Origin of the sequence: Pedobacter sp. UC225_61, assembly GCF_044452285.1 — a bacterium.
Classification (GTDB): Bacteria; Bacteroidota; Bacteroidia; order Sphingobacteriales; family Sphingobacteriaceae; genus Pedobacter.
Window position 1 is genome coordinate 1924066 of record NZ_JBIOAL010000001.1, and the last position, 16349, is coordinate 1940414.

The 16349-nt window shown below is 42.9% G+C and carries 10 protein-coding genes; all 10 read left to right on the forward strand.

All coding sequences use genetic code 11. The annotated features are described in order from the left end of the window. Positions 1–588: 588 nt before the first annotated feature. Positions 589–1281, forward strand: a complete 693-nt coding sequence (locus tag ACHMWN_RS09000) for a hypothetical protein (RefSeq protein ID WP_397299915.1) — start codon at positions 589–591, stop codon at positions 1279–1281. Positions 1282–2137: 856 nt separating this feature from the next. Next, positions 2138–4573, forward strand: a complete 2436-nt coding sequence (locus ACHMWN_RS09005; protein ID WP_397299917.1) for a hypothetical protein — start codon at positions 2138–2140, stop codon at positions 4571–4573. Between the two features lie 4 nt (positions 4574–4577). Further along, complete coding sequence (locus ACHMWN_RS09010; RefSeq protein WP_397299918.1) at positions 4578–7619, forward strand: beta strand repeat-containing protein; 3042 nt, start codon at positions 4578–4580, stop codon at positions 7617–7619. Beyond that, positions 7549–8145, forward strand: a complete 597-nt coding sequence (locus ACHMWN_RS09015) for a hypothetical protein (protein ID WP_397299920.1) — start codon at positions 7549–7551, stop codon at positions 8143–8145. Before ACHMWN_RS09010 ends, ACHMWN_RS09015 begins: the two co-directional genes overlap by 71 nt. Before the next feature lie 88 nt (positions 8146–8233). Continuing rightward, positions 8234–9802, forward strand: a complete 1569-nt coding sequence (locus tag ACHMWN_RS09020) for a hypothetical protein (protein ID WP_397299921.1) — start codon at positions 8234–8236, stop codon at positions 9800–9802. Positions 9803–9813: 11 nt separating this feature from the next. Then, entirely contained in the window at positions 9814–11943 is a 2130-nt protein-coding gene (locus ACHMWN_RS09025) for a hypothetical protein (protein ID WP_397299922.1), read from the forward strand. A gap of 7 nt (positions 11944–11950) precedes the next feature. Continuing rightward, positions 11951–12940 (forward strand): hypothetical protein, encoded by a 990-nt coding sequence (locus tag ACHMWN_RS09030; RefSeq protein ID WP_397299924.1) that lies wholly within the window; start codon positions 11951–11953, stop codon positions 12938–12940. 37 nt (positions 12941–12977) lie between these two features. Next, positions 12978–14150: a hypothetical protein gene (locus ACHMWN_RS09035; protein ID WP_397299926.1), complete on the forward strand. Its 1173-nt coding sequence runs from the start codon at positions 12978–12980 to the stop codon at positions 14148–14150. A 19-nt stretch (positions 14151–14169) separates the two neighbouring features. Then, positions 14170–15375: a gliding motility-associated C-terminal domain-containing protein gene (locus ACHMWN_RS09040; RefSeq protein ID WP_397299928.1), complete on the forward strand. Its 1206-nt coding sequence runs from the start codon at positions 14170–14172 to the stop codon at positions 15373–15375. A 7-nt stretch (positions 15376–15382) separates the two neighbouring features. Continuing rightward, entirely contained in the window at positions 15383–16327 is a 945-nt protein-coding gene (locus tag ACHMWN_RS09045) for a type IX secretion system membrane protein PorP/SprF (RefSeq protein WP_397299930.1), read from the forward strand. Positions 16328–16349: the final 22 nt, after the last annotated feature.

Here is a 16349-nt window from a genome sequence, read left to right on the forward strand (position 1 = left end):
AAGAAGATCAAATTATTTTTAAGAAAATTTGGTTGAGGGTTTTTACGCTCTGCTTAAAAAGGTAGCGAAGGTTAAAAGATTTCTCCGTTCGCTATGCTACGCTCGAAATGACGGTTTGTGGTCCTATCGTCCTTTCGAGCGTAGCCGAGAACTGGGTTTGCTCAGCGAAGCTAAATCTTTTGGCTTAAAAAGTATGGTTCAAAGATTTCTCCGTTTCGCTATGCTACAGTCGAAATGACGGTTTGTGGTCCTATCGTCCTTTCGAGCGTAGCCGAGAAATCTTTGGACTTAAAAAGCATAGTTCAAAGATTTCTCTCCCGAAAATACGGGACTGCGCTTCAGTCGAAATGACGGTTATTATATTGGAATGACGACTTGTTATTCACTCATTGTAGGAGGAATGTGCAGAAACCTGGGGATTATAATCGATAGTGATCTCCTTTTACCCCCTTAAAAGACGATATATAAACCTTCATTGTAACCGTACTTTTGTACTGTCATATAAGCTACAAGAGATATAAATCTATTGATATCAAGGTTTTAAGTAAAATCTTGATAGGGCTTTCATCAATTTTAAAAAAACATATCATGAAAAATTATTTTAAAACATTAGTTTTTGCAACGGCATTGGCATTCACTTTTTCATCTTGCAAAAAAAAGGATGTTCAACCTACCGCTCCATTAAAATCAGAAATTGCGGTAAAAATTAAATCAGGGAACTTGGTCTCACAAATTGTAGGAGCTGCAGGAACAAAAGAAGTTGCAAGTATAAATTGGACGACTTATAACTTTCCTTTAAAAGGAGTTTCTTTTATAGGAGCTAAAGATGACAGTACGATCCCTGCTATTGCACTATTAACGAAAGAATTCCAATTTGAAAGCAATTTAAAAACTAACTTGTTAGCTACGTTTCCAATTGAAGTAGGTAATTATTCAAAAACAGGATATATGCTGGATATTAAAGGAAGAACAGGGAATTACTTAGAAATTTCTGGTGTTTGTAATGTAAATGACTTTGTCTATCCTATCAAATTTATTTGCAAGGAAGAGATTGTTACATTAGCTGCTTGCGAAGATAAAACCTTGAAATCAGGAGAAAAATATTCAGGCGATATTGTAATTGATTTTGATAAATTAGGTACAAACATTACGCCATTAGATTTAATAAATGTTACGTACAGCGCAAATAATTCTATATTAATTGATGAAAACAATAATCCAGCTTTATACGCAAAATTGAAAGCTAATCTTTCTGCTATTGCGCATTTTAGTTACAATTGAGATCATCGTGTACATTATAGCGTTAAGTAAAATTATATTTCAATTAAAGCACACCCACTGGTGTGCTTTTTTTATTTAACTATTCTTTTATCCTATTTCTAATTTATTTGGAGTGTATTTGGAGTTAACAGGCATATTACTCGAATAAGCCTCATTAATGCCTCATTAAATGGTGTGACTATACATCAAATCACATGACCCAACGTACGAAGTTGAGTATAAACTTAGTATAGATCGAGTACAGTATCGAGCCCATAGGTGTATAGATGAGCAAACCCTAGAGTGGATAAACTTGCTGGGCCTTGAGCGTTTCAGGTTTGATTGCTCTATGTGTTTAGCAAAAACACATCCTATAATTAGTAAAAAAACAAGCTTTTTAATGCCAGTATATTTCATCAAATAGCAGTAAAATTTCATTGCATTACTGTATGTTTTAACATCTATTTTTATGCAAAAATGAATGATAAATTACTCGTAATTAATAGCTTATCAATTTTATTTTAGAGCGAATTGGAGTAAAAATAAAATTGACTTTAATCGAGCGAAATTTATCTTGTATAGCTAAAAAGAAGCTTTTCTAACGCTTTCTAATCCTTTTAAACTCAAAATCTTCAGTACTTCCACCCCAAAAGATGATTGTATGCCCCTATAGGAGTTGCTAATTTTATAGCAGTTTAAATTAACAATAATCTTCCTTAGAACTAATCAAATATGTTTAAAATTTATTCAACAAATTCTTATGAATGCTTTCGCCAAAAATCTAATGGGCTAATTCATAAAAGAGCTGTACTAAAAGCTAATACAGTGGCTAAAAATATCTTAAGCCAGTCATTAATACACTAAAATATTTATATCTATGAAAACATATCTTAAGTTAGCGTTATTGTCCTTCGTTTGTGTTGTCTTTACAAAAACAACCTTCGGACAAGGAAATGTAGGTATCGGCACAAAAACACCTCACCCTAGTGCATTATTAGATTTAACGTCTAATACATCTGGCTTACTCATTCCTAGAATGAGCAGTACCGAACGTACTGCAATTACTAATCCAGCAAATGGGTTAATGGTTTACGATACAGACATGAACTGTGTTTATTTCTATGAAGGTGTGAAACAGAAATGGAATTCGGTTTGTCAGATTTCTGGAGGTGGTATATTAGCCGGCACAACACCTCCTTCAGGTACAGTTCCAGCAAATCCTTCAAATGGAAGCTGGTATATTGATACCGTCACAAAAATATTATATGGTCCCTACGTGGAAGGTACTGGATGGCCTATGCCAGGTATACCCTTAGCTTCTGGTGCACAAGGCCCTAAAGGAGATACAGGTGCCACAGGTGCTGTAGGTCCACAAGGTCCAATCGGGTTAACAGGAGCCACAGGTCCACAGGGTCCAATAGGGTTAACAGGTCCTACGGGTCCCGCTGGAACAAATGGAATGAATGGTGCTGTTGGTCCTGCTGGTCCACAAGGTCCAATTGGACTAACAGGAGCAACTGGTCCTGCTGGAGCAAAAGGTGCCGACGGGATACAAGGCCCTGCTGGTCCAGTTGGTGCTACTGGGAAAGGTATTCAAACTACAACTGATAACAACGATGGAACAATCACCTATATTTATTCAGATGGGACAACATTTACTACACCAAACCTAAAAGGTCCAAAGGGTGATGCAGGAGCCGTTGGTCCACAGGGTCCAATCGGGTTGACTGGTGCTGTCGGTCCAACTGGTCCACAAGGTCCAGCTGGTACAAATGGAGCTGATGGGCTAACTGGTGCAGTTGGCCCTGCTGGTCCGATAGGTTTAACAGGTCCTGCTGGTCCAACTGGTGCTACAGGTTTAACTGGTGCAGTTGGTCCGCAAGGTCCAATCGGCTTAACTGGTCCTGCTGGTGCAACAGGCGCAGTAGGTCCCCAAGGCCCGATAGGATTAACTGGTGCAGTAGGTCCGCAAGGTCCAATTGGCTTGACCGGTCCTGCAGGTCCTACAGGTGCAACTGGTGCAGTTGGCCCTGCCGGTCCCGCTGGTCCAATAGGATTAACAGGCGCAACCGGTCCTGCTGGAGCAAATGGTACAAATGGAATTGATGGTGCTGTTGGTCCCGCTGGTCCCCAAGGTCCGATAGGATTAACAGGTCCTGCTGGAGCAACAGGCGCAGTAGGTCCACAAGGTCCAATCGGCTTAACTGGTCCAGCTGGTGCAACAGGCGCAGTAGGTCCCCAAGGTCCGATAGGATTAACAGGTCCTGCTGGAGCAACAGGCGCAGTAGGTCCACAAGGTCCAATCGGCTTAACTGGTCCAGCTGGTGCAACAGGCGCAGTAGGTCCACAAGGCCCGATAGGTTTAACAGGTCCTGCTGGTCCTGCCGGTACAAATGGTACAAATGGAATTGATGGAGCTGTTGGTCCCGCTGGTCCGCAAGGTCCTATAGGATTAACTGGTCCGCAAGGTCCAATTGGCTTGACCGGTCCTGCAGGTCCTACAGGTGCAACTGGTGCAGTTGGCCCTGCCGGTCCCGCTGGTCCAATAGGATTAACAGGCGCAACCGGTCCTGCTGGAGCAAATGGTACAAATGGAATTGATGGTGCTGTTGGTCCCGCTGGTCCCCAAGGTCCGATAGGATTAACAGGAGCTCAAGGCCCGGCAGGTCCAATAGGCCCTCAAGGTCCTGCGGGTGCAGATGGTTCGCTTACGGGTCTAGCTGGAGGAGATTTAACAGGGACTTATCCTAATCCAATAGTAGCTAAAATTCAAGGGGTAGCTGTAAGTACCACAACGCCTACAACAAACCAAGTATTAACTTATAATGGAACAAATTGGGTACCTGCTACTCCTGCAGCAGCTGGTGGTTCAACAAATATATATAATAGTGATGGTACTTTAACAGGTGCGAGAACGGTAGCAATGGGGGGTAATAATTTAAGCTTCTCAGGAACGGGAAATGTAGGTATTGGAACTACTCCAACTAAAAAACTAGATGTTGATGGCGATGTGATGTTTAGGAAAGCGCAATATGTGAATACACGAACAGATAGCTCTCCATCTTTATCCATACTACCAGATGACTATCATATTTTATGTACCAACGTTGGTACAGTAAATATTACAATGCCTGATCCTACCCTTTTTAAGGGAAGAATTTTAATCATAAGTATGGCATTTAACTCTACAGGGCAATATGTATTAGTTGGCGGAGTAAATCCTATCAAAAATAATCCTCAGAGTATTTCAGCTAAAACTTCTGCAATGCTGATATGTGATGGGTTAAACTGGTATAACATTTCTGGCTTTTAAAATTATGAATAAGAATTATAAAATATTTGGATTGACTGTTGCTTGTGTCTTTGGCTTAAATCAAATTACAAAGGCGCAGGTTAGGGCAAATTTTAACCTTGGAAATGACGAAGCGATATCGAGCTCTGCATTTTTTGATGCCTCAAGTTCTGGCTTTTGGAATACGAGTGAAAATGAAGGAAAAGGATTAGTATTTCCTAGAACAGATCTTACGCTACTTAAGTCGCTTGTTATAACAGGCCCTAATATTCCTAGCAATTACCCAACTTTTCTAGATGGTATGCTAGTTTATAATACCGCTACTGGTACTGCTGCTTTGGGGGGTGGGGCTGTAACACCAGGCTTCTATTATTATAGCAATCAATCTCAAGATATTAATGGTGGTATTTGGACTCCGTTAAAAGGAGCAGGAGGTGCTAATGGTGGTAAATTTATTGTTAGTACCCAAGATAATCTTGATGGCACTTTCACTTTCAATTATAGTGATGGAACAACTTTCACAACAGGAAATTTAAAAGGTAATAAAGGAGATAAAGGTGACAAAGGGGATAGCGGGTATACTTATCAGGCTATCCCAGGCACAACAGGTGCACCAGGACTTCCGGGTTCTGGCACACCAGGTGCACCTGGAGCAGGCGTTACGATTGTAACGAATGACAGTGGTACCTGGGTTTTCAATCCCGGTACACAAACATGGACAAACATCAACGGAGCAAAAGGTGCAGACGGAGCGATAGGCCCAAAAGGTGATGCTGGTGATAAAGGTGACAAGGGAGATAAAGGTGATACTGGATTTTCAATTCAAGGTTTACCAGGAACTACTGGTCAGCCAGGTATCCCGGGTTCTGGAACAGCAGGTGCTCCTGGAGCAGGCGTTACGATCGTAACAAATGACAGCGGTACCTGGGTTTTCAATCCCGGTACACAAACATGGACAAACATCAACGGAGCAAAAGGTGCAGACGGAGCGATAGGCCCAAAAGGTGATGCTGGTGATAAAGGTGACAAGGGAGATAAAGGTGATACTGGATTTTCAATTCAAGGTTTACCAGGAACTACTGGTCAGCCAGGTATCCCGGGTTCTGGAACAGCAGGTGCTCCTGGAGCAGGCGTTACGATCGTAACAAATGACAGCGGTACCTGGGTTTTTAATCCTACTACACAAACATGGACAAATATAAACGGTGCAAAAGGTGATCCGGGTGTTCAAGGCCCTGCTGGTGCTGATGGCGCAGCAGGGGCAAAAGGTGACAAAGGTGACAGCGGTTATACCTATCAAGCTATTCCTGGAACTACTGGTCAGCCAGGTATCCCGGGTTCTGGAACAGCAGGCGCTCCGGGCGCAGGCGTTACCATTGTAACGAATGACAGTGGCACCTGGGTATTCAATCCCGGTACACAAACATGGACAAATATAAATGGTGCAAAAGGTGCAGATGGAGCGGCAGGCCCAAAAGGGGATGCTGGTGATAAAGGTGACAAGGGAGATAAAGGTGATACTGGATTTTCAATTCAAGGCTTACCAGGAACTACTGGTCAACCTGGCACTCCGGGTTCTGGCACACCAGGAGCACCAGGAGCAGGCGTTACGATTGTAACAAATGACAGCGGTACCTGGGTTTTCAATCCCGGTACACAGACGTGGACAAATATAAACGGTGCAAAAGGTGATCCTGGAGTTCAGGGTCCAGCAGGTCCAACTGGTCCTGCGGGAGCTGACGGAGCCAAAGGTGCTGATGGTGCAGCTGGACCAGCAGGCCCAGTCGGTGCTCAAGGTCCTGCGGGTCCAGCCGGTGCTGATGGTTTAAAAGGCGATAAGGGGGATAGTGGGTATACGTATCAAGCTATTCCAGGAACTACTGGTCAACCTGGCACTCCGGGTTCTGGCACACCAGGTGCACCTGGAGCAGGCGTTACGATTGTAACGAATGACAGTGGTACCCTGGGTTTTAATCCTGGTACACAAACATGGACAAATATAAACGGTGCAAAAGGTGATCCTGGAGTTCAGGGTCCAGCAGGTCCAACTGGTCCTGCGGGTGCAGCCGGTGCTGATGGTGCAAAAGGCGACAAAGGGGATAGTGGGTATACGTATCAATCTATCCCTGGAACCACGGGTCAACCAGGAGTTCCTGGTTCTGGCACACCAGGAGCACCAGGAGCAGGAGTTACGATTGTAACGAATGACAGCGGTACCTGGGTGTTCAATCCTGGTACACAGACATGGACAAATATAAACGGTGCAAAAGGTGATCCTGGAGTTCAGGGTCCGGCGGGTCCAACTGGTCCTGCAGGAGCTGACGGAGCCAAAGGTGCTGATGGTGCTCAAGGTCCTGCGGGTGCAGCCGGTGCTGATGGTGCAAAAGGCGACAAAGGGGATAGTGGGTATACTTATCAGGCCATTCCTGGAACTACCGGTCAGCCAGGTATCCCAGGTTCAGGAACAGCAGGCGCTCCTGGTGCAGGCGTTACGATCGTAACGAATGACAGTGGTACCTGGGTGTTCAATCCCGGTACACAAACATGGACAAATATAAACGGAGCCAAAGGTGCAGATGGAGCGGCAGGCCCAAAAGGGGATGCTGGTGATAAAGGTGACAAGGGAGATAAAGGTGATACTGGATTTTCAATTCAAGGCTTACCAGGAACTACTGGTCAACCTGGCACTCCGGGTTCTGGCACACCAGGAGCACCAGGAGCAGGCGTTACGATTGTAACAAATGACAGCGGTACCTGGGTGTTCAATCCCGGTACACAGACGTGGACAAATATAAACGGTGCAAAAGGTGATCCTGGAGTTCAGGGTCCAGCAGGTCCAACTGGTCCTGCGGGTGCAGCCGGTGCTGACGGTTTAAAAGGTGACAAAGGGGATAGTGGGTATACGTATCAAGCTATCCCTGGAACCACGGGTCAACCAGGAGTTCCTGGTTCTGGCACACCAGGAGCACCAGGAGCAGGCGTTACGATTGTAACGAATGACAGCGGTACCCTGGATTTTCAATCCCGGTACACAGACGTGGACAAATATAAACGGTGCAAAAGGTGATCCTGGAGTTCAGGGTCCAGCAGGTCCAACTGGTCCTGTGGGAGCTGACGGAGCCAAAGGTGCTGATGGTGCTCAAGGTCCTGCGGGTGCAGCCGGTGCTGACGGTTTAAAAGGTGACAAAGGGGATAGTGGGTATACGTATCAAGCTATCCCTGGAACCACGGGTCAACCAGGAGTTCCTGGTTCTGGCACACCAGGAGCACCAGGAGCAGGCGTTACGATTGTAACGAATGACAGCGGTACCTGGGTGTTCAATCCCGGTACACAGACGTGGACAAATATAAACGGTGCAAAAGGTGATCCTGGAGTTCAGGGTCCAGCAGGTCCAACTGGTCCTGTGGGAGCGGACGGAGCCAAAGGTGCTGATGGTGCTCAAGGCCCAGCCGGTGCTGACGGTTTAAAAGGAGATAAGGGAGATTTCGGGGTATACCTATCAAGCCCTACCCGGCACAACAGGTGCACCAGGACTTCCAGGTTCAGGCACACTAGGCGCTCCTGGAGCAGGCGTTACGATTGTAACGAATGACAGTGGTACCTGGGTATTCAATCCTACTGACAACACTTGGACAAAAATAAATGGTGCAGATGGGAAAGGAATCTCTTCTACAACCGATTTGGGCAATGGTCTGATTAGGTTTACTTATACTGATGGAACCAGTTTCGTAACCTCAGATTTGAGAGGTGCAAAAGGGGATAAGGGAGATACGGGCCCAGCAGGTGCTGATGGTGCAAAAGGTGCAGACGGAACTCCAGGTCCAGTGGGTCCTACAGGTTTAACTGGCCCTGCCGGTCCAGTAGGTGCGACAGGTCCAGCGGGAGTTCAAGGTCCAATAGGCCCAGCAGGTGCTGATGGTGCAAAAGGTGCAGACGGAGCTCCAGGTCCAGTGGGTCCTACAGGTTTAACTGGCCCTGCTGGTCCAGTAGGTGCCACAGGTCCAGCGGGAGTTCAAGGGCCAATAGGCCCAGCAGGTGCTGATGGTGCAAAAGGTGCAGACGGAGCTCCAGGTCCAGTGGGTCCTATAGGTTTAACTGGCCCTGCTGGTCCAGTAGGTGCGACAGGTCCAGCGGGAGTTCAAGGTCCAATAGGCCCAGCAGGTGCTGATGGTGCAAAAGGTGCAGACGGAGCTCCAGGTCCAGTGGGTCCTACAGGTTTAACTGGCCCTGCCGGTCCAGTAGGTGCAACAGGTCCAGCGGGAGTTCAAGGGCCAATAGGCCCAGCAGGTGCTGATGGTGCAAAAGGTGCAGACGGTGCAGCAGGAGCAAAGGGTGCAGATGGAAAAGGAATACAAGCTACTACAAATAGTGGGAATGGAACATTAACCTTTACCTATACTGATGGTACGACCTTTGTCACACCAGATCTAAGAGGAGCAAAAGGCGATAAAGGTGATACTGGATTTTCAATACAGGGTTTACCAGGAACTACCGGTCAACCAGGTATTCCAGGCTCTGGAACACCTGGAGCACCCGGGGCAGGCATTACCATTGTAACCAACGATAGTGGAACTTGGGTTTTTAATCCAACTACGCAAACGTGGACAAACATTAAAGGTGCCGATGGTAAAGATGGCTTAACCAATGGTGTTGCAGGGGGAGATTTATCGGGTAATTATCCTAATCCAACCGTTATTCAAATTCAGAATATACCAGTTGATAACACGAAGCCTTTAATTGATGAAGTTTTAACGTATGATGGTGGAAAATGGGTGCCAAAGGCAGTTACAGCTGCTGCACAGCAAAACATATACACTACCGATGGAGCTTTACAATCAGCTAGAACAGTAGACATGAATAGTAATAATTTATTATTTGCTGGGAAAGGAAACATTGGTATTGGCGTTCAACCTACACAAAAGTTTGATGTAGATGGTAGTGTCCAGTTTCGTAAAGCGCAGTTTGTAAACATCAGAACAGATAATGGTGCTGCCGTTACAGTAGGTCCAGATGATTATTACATTTTATTATCAAATACAAATGCAACAATTAACATCACGCTTCCTGATGCTAAAACAAACAAAGGTAGAATGCTAATTTTTATGGTACCAAATGCAACAACAACAGGGCAGTTCGTATTAGTAGGTGGTGTTTCACCAGTTATTGGTCAACCGGGTTATGTAACCGCTCAAACGGCTACTGGAATTATCAGTGATGGTAACAATTGGTACAATACAACAGGATATTAATTTATAAGCGTATGAAGTATTTAAATCACAAAATCTGTTTACTAACTGCAGTTGCATTGTTAACAGGTACATTGAAATCAAATGCACAGGTTAGAACAAACTTAAATTTGAGTAACGATGGTGCTCCAGCTAGCACGGCATTTTTGGATGCTTCCAGTTCGGTTGTATGGAATAGTACAGCCAATAATCTTGGGAAAGGACTAGTTTTTCCGAGAACAGATCTCACTAAGTTATCCAATTTAGCGATGACTGGGTTCTCCTTACCTTCCAACTTCCCCAATTATATGGATGGAATGATGGTGTATAATGTGGGAAGCGGGGTAACTCCGATTGGCAATGTACTCGTTTCACCTGGGTTTTATTATTACAAAAATTCAAGTAATACACTTTTAGGTGGAACTTGGATGCCTGTTTCGGGAGGTAGTTCAAGTATTAGTGCCAATTGGTCGCTTTCAGGAAATACCGGGATCAATCCTTCCTTAAATTTTTTGGGGACAACTGACCTCAATCCATTGACTTTTAAGGTGAATAATATTATAGCAGCGAGTTTTGCTCCCAATGGATCATTGCCTTCTAGTTTAAATATTGAAGCACCTCTTTTTATGAATGGTGAAAGTATATTATGGAATGGGGGCATTGCTGGGCAATTTAACTTAATGGTAGGTAATACGAAAGCTAAAACACCTTCTGGTCAAAATAATACGCTGATTGGAGGAAATACTGGACTAAATTTAGGTGCCGCAAGTTTCAACACTTTTGTTGGGGCAGCTGCTGGTAGTGAAAATACAACAGGAAATGGAAATACGTTTATTGGAGATGGTGCTGGATTACTTAACCAAACGGGAAGCTCAAATATTGCCATTGGTAAAAATGCGGGGCCGATTGGCGTTATAAATAATACAGTTGCTTTAGGTTATGGCGCTACGGTTAAGGCAAGTAATTCTATGGCATTGGGGGGTATAAATGCCTACCGTTTAAATGTGGGTATTAACACAGAAATTCCACGATCATCACTAGATGTAGCTACAGATGATGCCATCGTTCTTCCAGTTGGTCCTACTACTAAGCAACCTGGTAGTGTTGGTTCGCCATTAAATGCAGTTCCAGGCATGATTCGTTTCAATTCGGAAAGTAATTTTTTAGAATACCGTAACAACAGTAAATGGGTAAGTGTGGGTTTTGGTCCGGGTTGGAATTTAACCGGCAATTCAGGTACAAATCCATCAGCGAATTACATTGGCACTGCAGATAACCAACCCACATCTTTTAGAGCAAATGCAATAGAAGCTTTCAGAATAGAACCTAACGGTGCTAATCCAGGGAATGTCAATTTGAAAGCGCCTTTGTTTGTAAATGGACAACGCATGTTATGGGACGGAGGAGCGCCAAGCAAAAATAATATTGTTGTAGGGAATACGATACCTTCTGGATTGGTAGGAGCTGATAACATTTTTATGGGCAAGAATGCAGGGGCTAATACAACCGATGGACAGGCTAACATTTTTATTGGTGAAGGCGCAGGGATTGCAAATACAATAGGAGCTAGGAATACGGCAATTGGGAATCAGGCGGGTCCCTCTGTTGGTAATTTAGCAAATACAGTGGCTTTGGGCTACAAGGCCAAAGTTGATATCAATAATGCTGTAGTGATTGGTAGTGTTACAGACCCAGTAAGGGTAGGTATTAATATCTCAAGTCCTAGAGCAGTATTAGATATTTCTGATAATGGCGCCATGATTGTGCCAAGAGGCACTAAAAATCAACGTCCTCAAGCACCTATAGCTGGTATGGTGAGATTCAATAGTGAGTTGGCCATGATGGAGTATTACAACGGAACGGTTTGGATAAGTTTGAATAACGAAAGAAGTATTCTTAAGACAACTTATACTTCACCCCCAATTGTAATTGTTCCCGGCACACGTCAGGATGTGGTTATAAAGGTGCCTGGAGCTAAAGTCGGTGGGGTGGTAAATGTTAGTTGTTCTAAAGGCTTTTCACCCAATGTTTTCTGCCATGGAAGTTCGATTTTAGCTGATGATAATGTAACGGTTTCTTTCTGGTATTTCGCAAATTCTGGCCCGGTACAAAATGTGGTCCTTGGTGCTGGAGATTTCGATATATATGTTTCTGTTATTCAATAATTAAGATATGAAGCGCATAAAATATATCCTATCCGTATTAAGCTGCATCGCAGTGTGCCTGCTCAGCGCTCCTGTTTCAGCACAGGTAAGGAGTAACCTATATTATTTTAATAATGGTGCACCCAATAGCACCGCCTTTTTAGATGCGTCTAGCTCTCCGGCATGGAACAACTCCAGCAACTATGGAAAAGGATTAATTTTTCCACGAGTAGATTTAACTTCGCTCAGCTCCTTAGCCATAACTGGATTGGTTCAAATGGATAATTTTCCTTCCTTGATGGATGGAATGATTGTCTATAATACCACATTTGGCAATTCGCTGATTGGAAATACGGCCGTATCACCTGGATTTTATTACTATAAAAATAGCAGTAACAATTTGCAAAGCGGGACATGGACTCCATTATCTGTCGGTCCAGGTAAACCAAGTATTACAGATTGGGATTTAAAAGGAAATACAAGTATAGGTAAAGGTAGATTTATTGGTACACAGGATTTAATACCTTTAATTTTTAAAGTAAAGGGAATAGAAGCCGCCCGAATTATGGTGAATGGCAATCAACCTGGAATTTTGAATTTAAATGCACCACTACAGCTTAGGGCAGAGCCTATCCTCTCTTTTGGTCGCGATGTACTCTGGAATAATTTGTTGGTTGGTAATATCGTATCCTCATTGACCGGTACAAATAATACATTGCTCGGAGCAAGCTCAGGCAAAAATTTAAATGCAGGGAGTGGTAATACCTTAATCGGTGCATTAGCGGGTTCAGAACTTACTGATGGTTATGAGAACACCTTTATAGGCGACAATGCAGGTACGTATACCACAAAGGGCTCTTTTAATACATCCATTGGCCGTTATGCTGGCCCTGTGGGTGATTTAAAATATGCAACTGCCTTAGGTAATAATGCACTCGCAAAACAAAATAATGCTTTAATATTGGGTGGTACCAATGCAAATAAATTAGCGATAGGGATCAATACGGAGAACTCCTAGAGCTACGCTAGACGTAGCCACTGATGATGCCATTGTATTGCCAATTGGGGATACAAAAACACGACCTGCATCACCAGTAGAAGGTATGCTTCGCTTTAATAAGGAACTTGACTTTGCAGAATATTTTAATAATTATAAGTCTTGGGTAAATCTTTCTAAAAATACAGGATGGACATTAGATGGGAATTATGGAACGGTGCCCACTTTTAATTATGTAGGTACCACAGATAATCAGCCCATGCGCTTCGGTGCAAATAACCAAGAAGCTTTTAGAATTACGCCAATTAATCAAACAAATCCAGCTTTTGTCAATATTAAAGCTCCTTTATGGATCAATGGACAACGGATGCTATGGCAGGAAGATGCTGGCAAAGGACCTAATATCATGTTTGGTGCTTGGGATAAAATTCCAACCCCATATTTAATTACAGGTGCGAATAACACTCTTTTTGGCGTAAGTGCTGGTAGTAATATCACGAGTGGTAATAATAACATTTTTTTAGGATATAGTGCTGGTTCAGCAGCATCTACTGGCAATGATAATATAGGTATCGGAGGTCTCTCAGGTCCAGACTATTCAGGAATTTCAAAAAGCATGGCGTTTTACGTTAAAAATAGACCAAGAAAAAGTAATTCATTGATATTTGGTGATGAGATCACCGGGTATTTATTTGATGCTGTGGGAGTTAATACAAGTTCGCCATCTGCTATTTTTGACGTAAACAGTACAGATGCCATGATTGTTCCCTCTGGAACAACTACTCAACGTCCTGCTGTTGCCGAATCGAGCATGCTCAGGTTTAATGAAACTACAAAATTATTAGAATATTTTGATGGTTTAAAATGGGTAGATTTAAATCCACCGACTTTTTCTGTCACACAGTTGCAGTATACTGCTGATAATGGAATTATTGAGGAAAATGGATATAAAATTTATAACATCCCTTTTCCAACAGCTAAAGTTGGGGGAGTCGTGCCGGCAGATGCCCCACCTATAATGGTACCGGGGGGATCTAACCCCGCAAGTGCTTTCAATATATACCTTATTATTACCGAAGCTCGTGTATTGATTGATGGCATGGTAAGGGTAGTGGTTTGGAACCCTGCGTTTCCCCTTCCAGGACCAAAACATATATACGTTACCACGTTGGGGAACGCACAGTATGAGTTTCCACCAACGTATAAAATTAACATAACCCTTATTCAATAGTATAAATTAAACGCGTATCATGATACATTATAAAAAAACTTTTATTTACCTATCGGGATTGGTTATATACCTGATGGATATGCCATGTCATGCACAAATGGTTAATAATGGTAGTATAGTTAGTTTAAGTACTAACTCTATCACCGTACTCAATAACACCGATTTCATCCACCAAAAAGGAGAACTGTACTTAAACGGTTGGCTTGGGCTTTCGGGGAATTGGAGTAATCAAGATGAGGCATCAAAAGTGCTTAATCCATCAAGTAAAGGAACGGTTGAGTTTTTAGGTAATCATCAGAAAATAGCAGGTGCAAATACCACTGCCTTTTACAATTTGTCATTAACAGGAACGGGCATAAAAACTTTAGGTGTAAACCAAGAGGTAAATGGAGAACTAGATCTTACGGATAGAGAATTGGCTTTGGAAAGCTACGACTTAGCCGTTAATAATGGGAGTGTAGATGCGGTAAAGCGATCATCGGGTTTTGTTAGTTCTGGAAACACGCCCGGGGCATTGGTTCGAAAAATGAATGGAAATGCCGATTACTTGTTTCCTACAGGATCTTCTAAAAATGGCCTGTTATATCGACCGGTTATACTCAAAGGACAAGGGCCAAATCAAACCCTAAGTGTAGCCATGTTGGCTAAAGACCCTGAAATCGATGGGCTTTCTGCAGCATCCATGAGTAAGAAAAATGGTCTTTTTGATGTTAATCATAAGTTTTACCATAAAATTGAGCAGTTAAATGGGCTTGATGCCATGAATATCGACCTGCTTTTCGATCCTCTTACTGATGGTAATTTTAAAGAAATGGCATTTTGGAATGGCACGACTTGGCTTCCTTCTCGAGCCAATGTTTTAACTGGGTTATATGGGGATAAGCTGAGTAAAAAAACCTCAAAAAAGTTAATGGACATGAAAGGACTTAAGTATTTCGCCTTAGCTAACCAAAATTCTGATGATTTATTCATACCGAATACTTTTTCACCTAATGGCGATGGTAAAAATGACACCTGGGAAATTCCAGGTTTGGAAATGTACGCAGATAACGAAGTGCGAATTACCAATCGTTGGGGTGATGAAGTTTATTCAAGAAAACCATATACAAATGCCAATGCCTGGAATGGTGGAGGCCTGAACGAAGGAACGTATTATTATTTCATCAGTGTAAATGTAGCTGGCAGTGTAAAAACCTACTCCGGGTACCTCACTTTATTACATTAAAAATATTATGAAAAAACTCATTTTTATACTCGGTTTAGTGCTGAGTACTGGGGCTCTTTTTGCCCAACAAGATGCACTCTATAGCCAATATATGTTTAATGGATTGGTTTTAAATCCTGCTTATGCTGGTAATAAGGGCATACTGAATGTAAACTTGGTAAATAGAAACCAGTGGGCAAGACAAAAAATTGCTGGTGCGCCTAGAACCCAAGCTTTCACCGCAGATGGTATTTTTAACGATGGCAAAGTTGGACTTGGACTTCATGTCATTAACGATGAATTGGGTGCTCAGAAACAATTTTCAACCATGTTATCGTATGCGTATAAAATATCACTATCTGAGGAGACTAAACTTTCCTTTGGTGTAAGTGCAGGCGTTTCTAATTTTTCGCTAGATGGAACCATGTTAACGTATAATCAAGAAAATGATCAGGCTATTCCCGCTACTCTTATCTCTAACCTAACTCCTGATTTTAGCGGTGGCATTTATTTGAGTAATGATAAGTATTATTTAGGCCTCTCTACCACACACTTATTAACGTTAAAGCACGAAGATCATTTCGCCGATTACATGAATGGCAACAGGCATTTCTTTGCTACTGCTGGATACATTTGGCAAATGAGTTCAACGCTCAAAGTTTATCCTTCAACCTTATTAAGGACGGATTTAAAGGGCCCAATGGATCTTGATTTTAATGCTTCACTTATTATTAATGATAAAATTGGATTAGGCGGTAGTTATCGAACTTCAGCAGGGCGTGAATATAAGTCGAATTCTGCAGTCGCCATGATGCAGCTCTACTTGTTCGACAGTAAAATGAGGCTAGGCTATTCTTATGATTTTGATCTCGCTGATTACGGTGTGCCAAGAAATTCACATGAAATTTCAATAGGATATTTAATTCCTGGAAAAACCATATGGAAATCTCATGCCTCACCAAGATATTATTAACCTAGCAGTTTAATTAGGAAAC

Excerpts from the sequence above, each read along its gene's own strand:
- ACHMWN_RS09025 (WP_397299922.1), top strand. The coding sequence starts at position 9,814 with ATGAAGTATTTAAATCACAAAATCTGTTTACTAACTGCAGTTGCATTG.
- ACHMWN_RS09000 (WP_397299915.1), top strand. The coding sequence starts at position 589 with ATGAAAAATTATTTTAAAACATTAGTTTTTGCAACGGCATTGGCATTC.
- ACHMWN_RS09030 (WP_397299924.1), top strand. The coding sequence starts at position 11,951 with ATGAAGCGCATAAAATATATCCTATCCGTATTAAGCTGCATCGCAGTG.
- ACHMWN_RS09015 (WP_397299920.1), top strand. The coding sequence starts at position 7,549 with ATGACAGCGGTACCCTGGATTTTCAATCCCGGTACACAGACGTGGACA.
- ACHMWN_RS09040 (WP_397299928.1), top strand. The coding sequence starts at position 14,170 with ATGATACATTATAAAAAAACTTTTATTTACCTATCGGGATTGGTTATA.
- ACHMWN_RS09005 (WP_397299917.1), top strand. The coding sequence starts at position 2,138 with ATGAAAACATATCTTAAGTTAGCGTTATTGTCCTTCGTTTGTGTTGTC.
- ACHMWN_RS09010 (WP_397299918.1), top strand. The coding sequence starts at position 4,578 with ATGAATAAGAATTATAAAATATTTGGATTGACTGTTGCTTGTGTCTTT.
- ACHMWN_RS09045 (WP_397299930.1), top strand. The coding sequence starts at position 15,383 with ATGAAAAAACTCATTTTTATACTCGGTTTAGTGCTGAGTACTGGGGCT.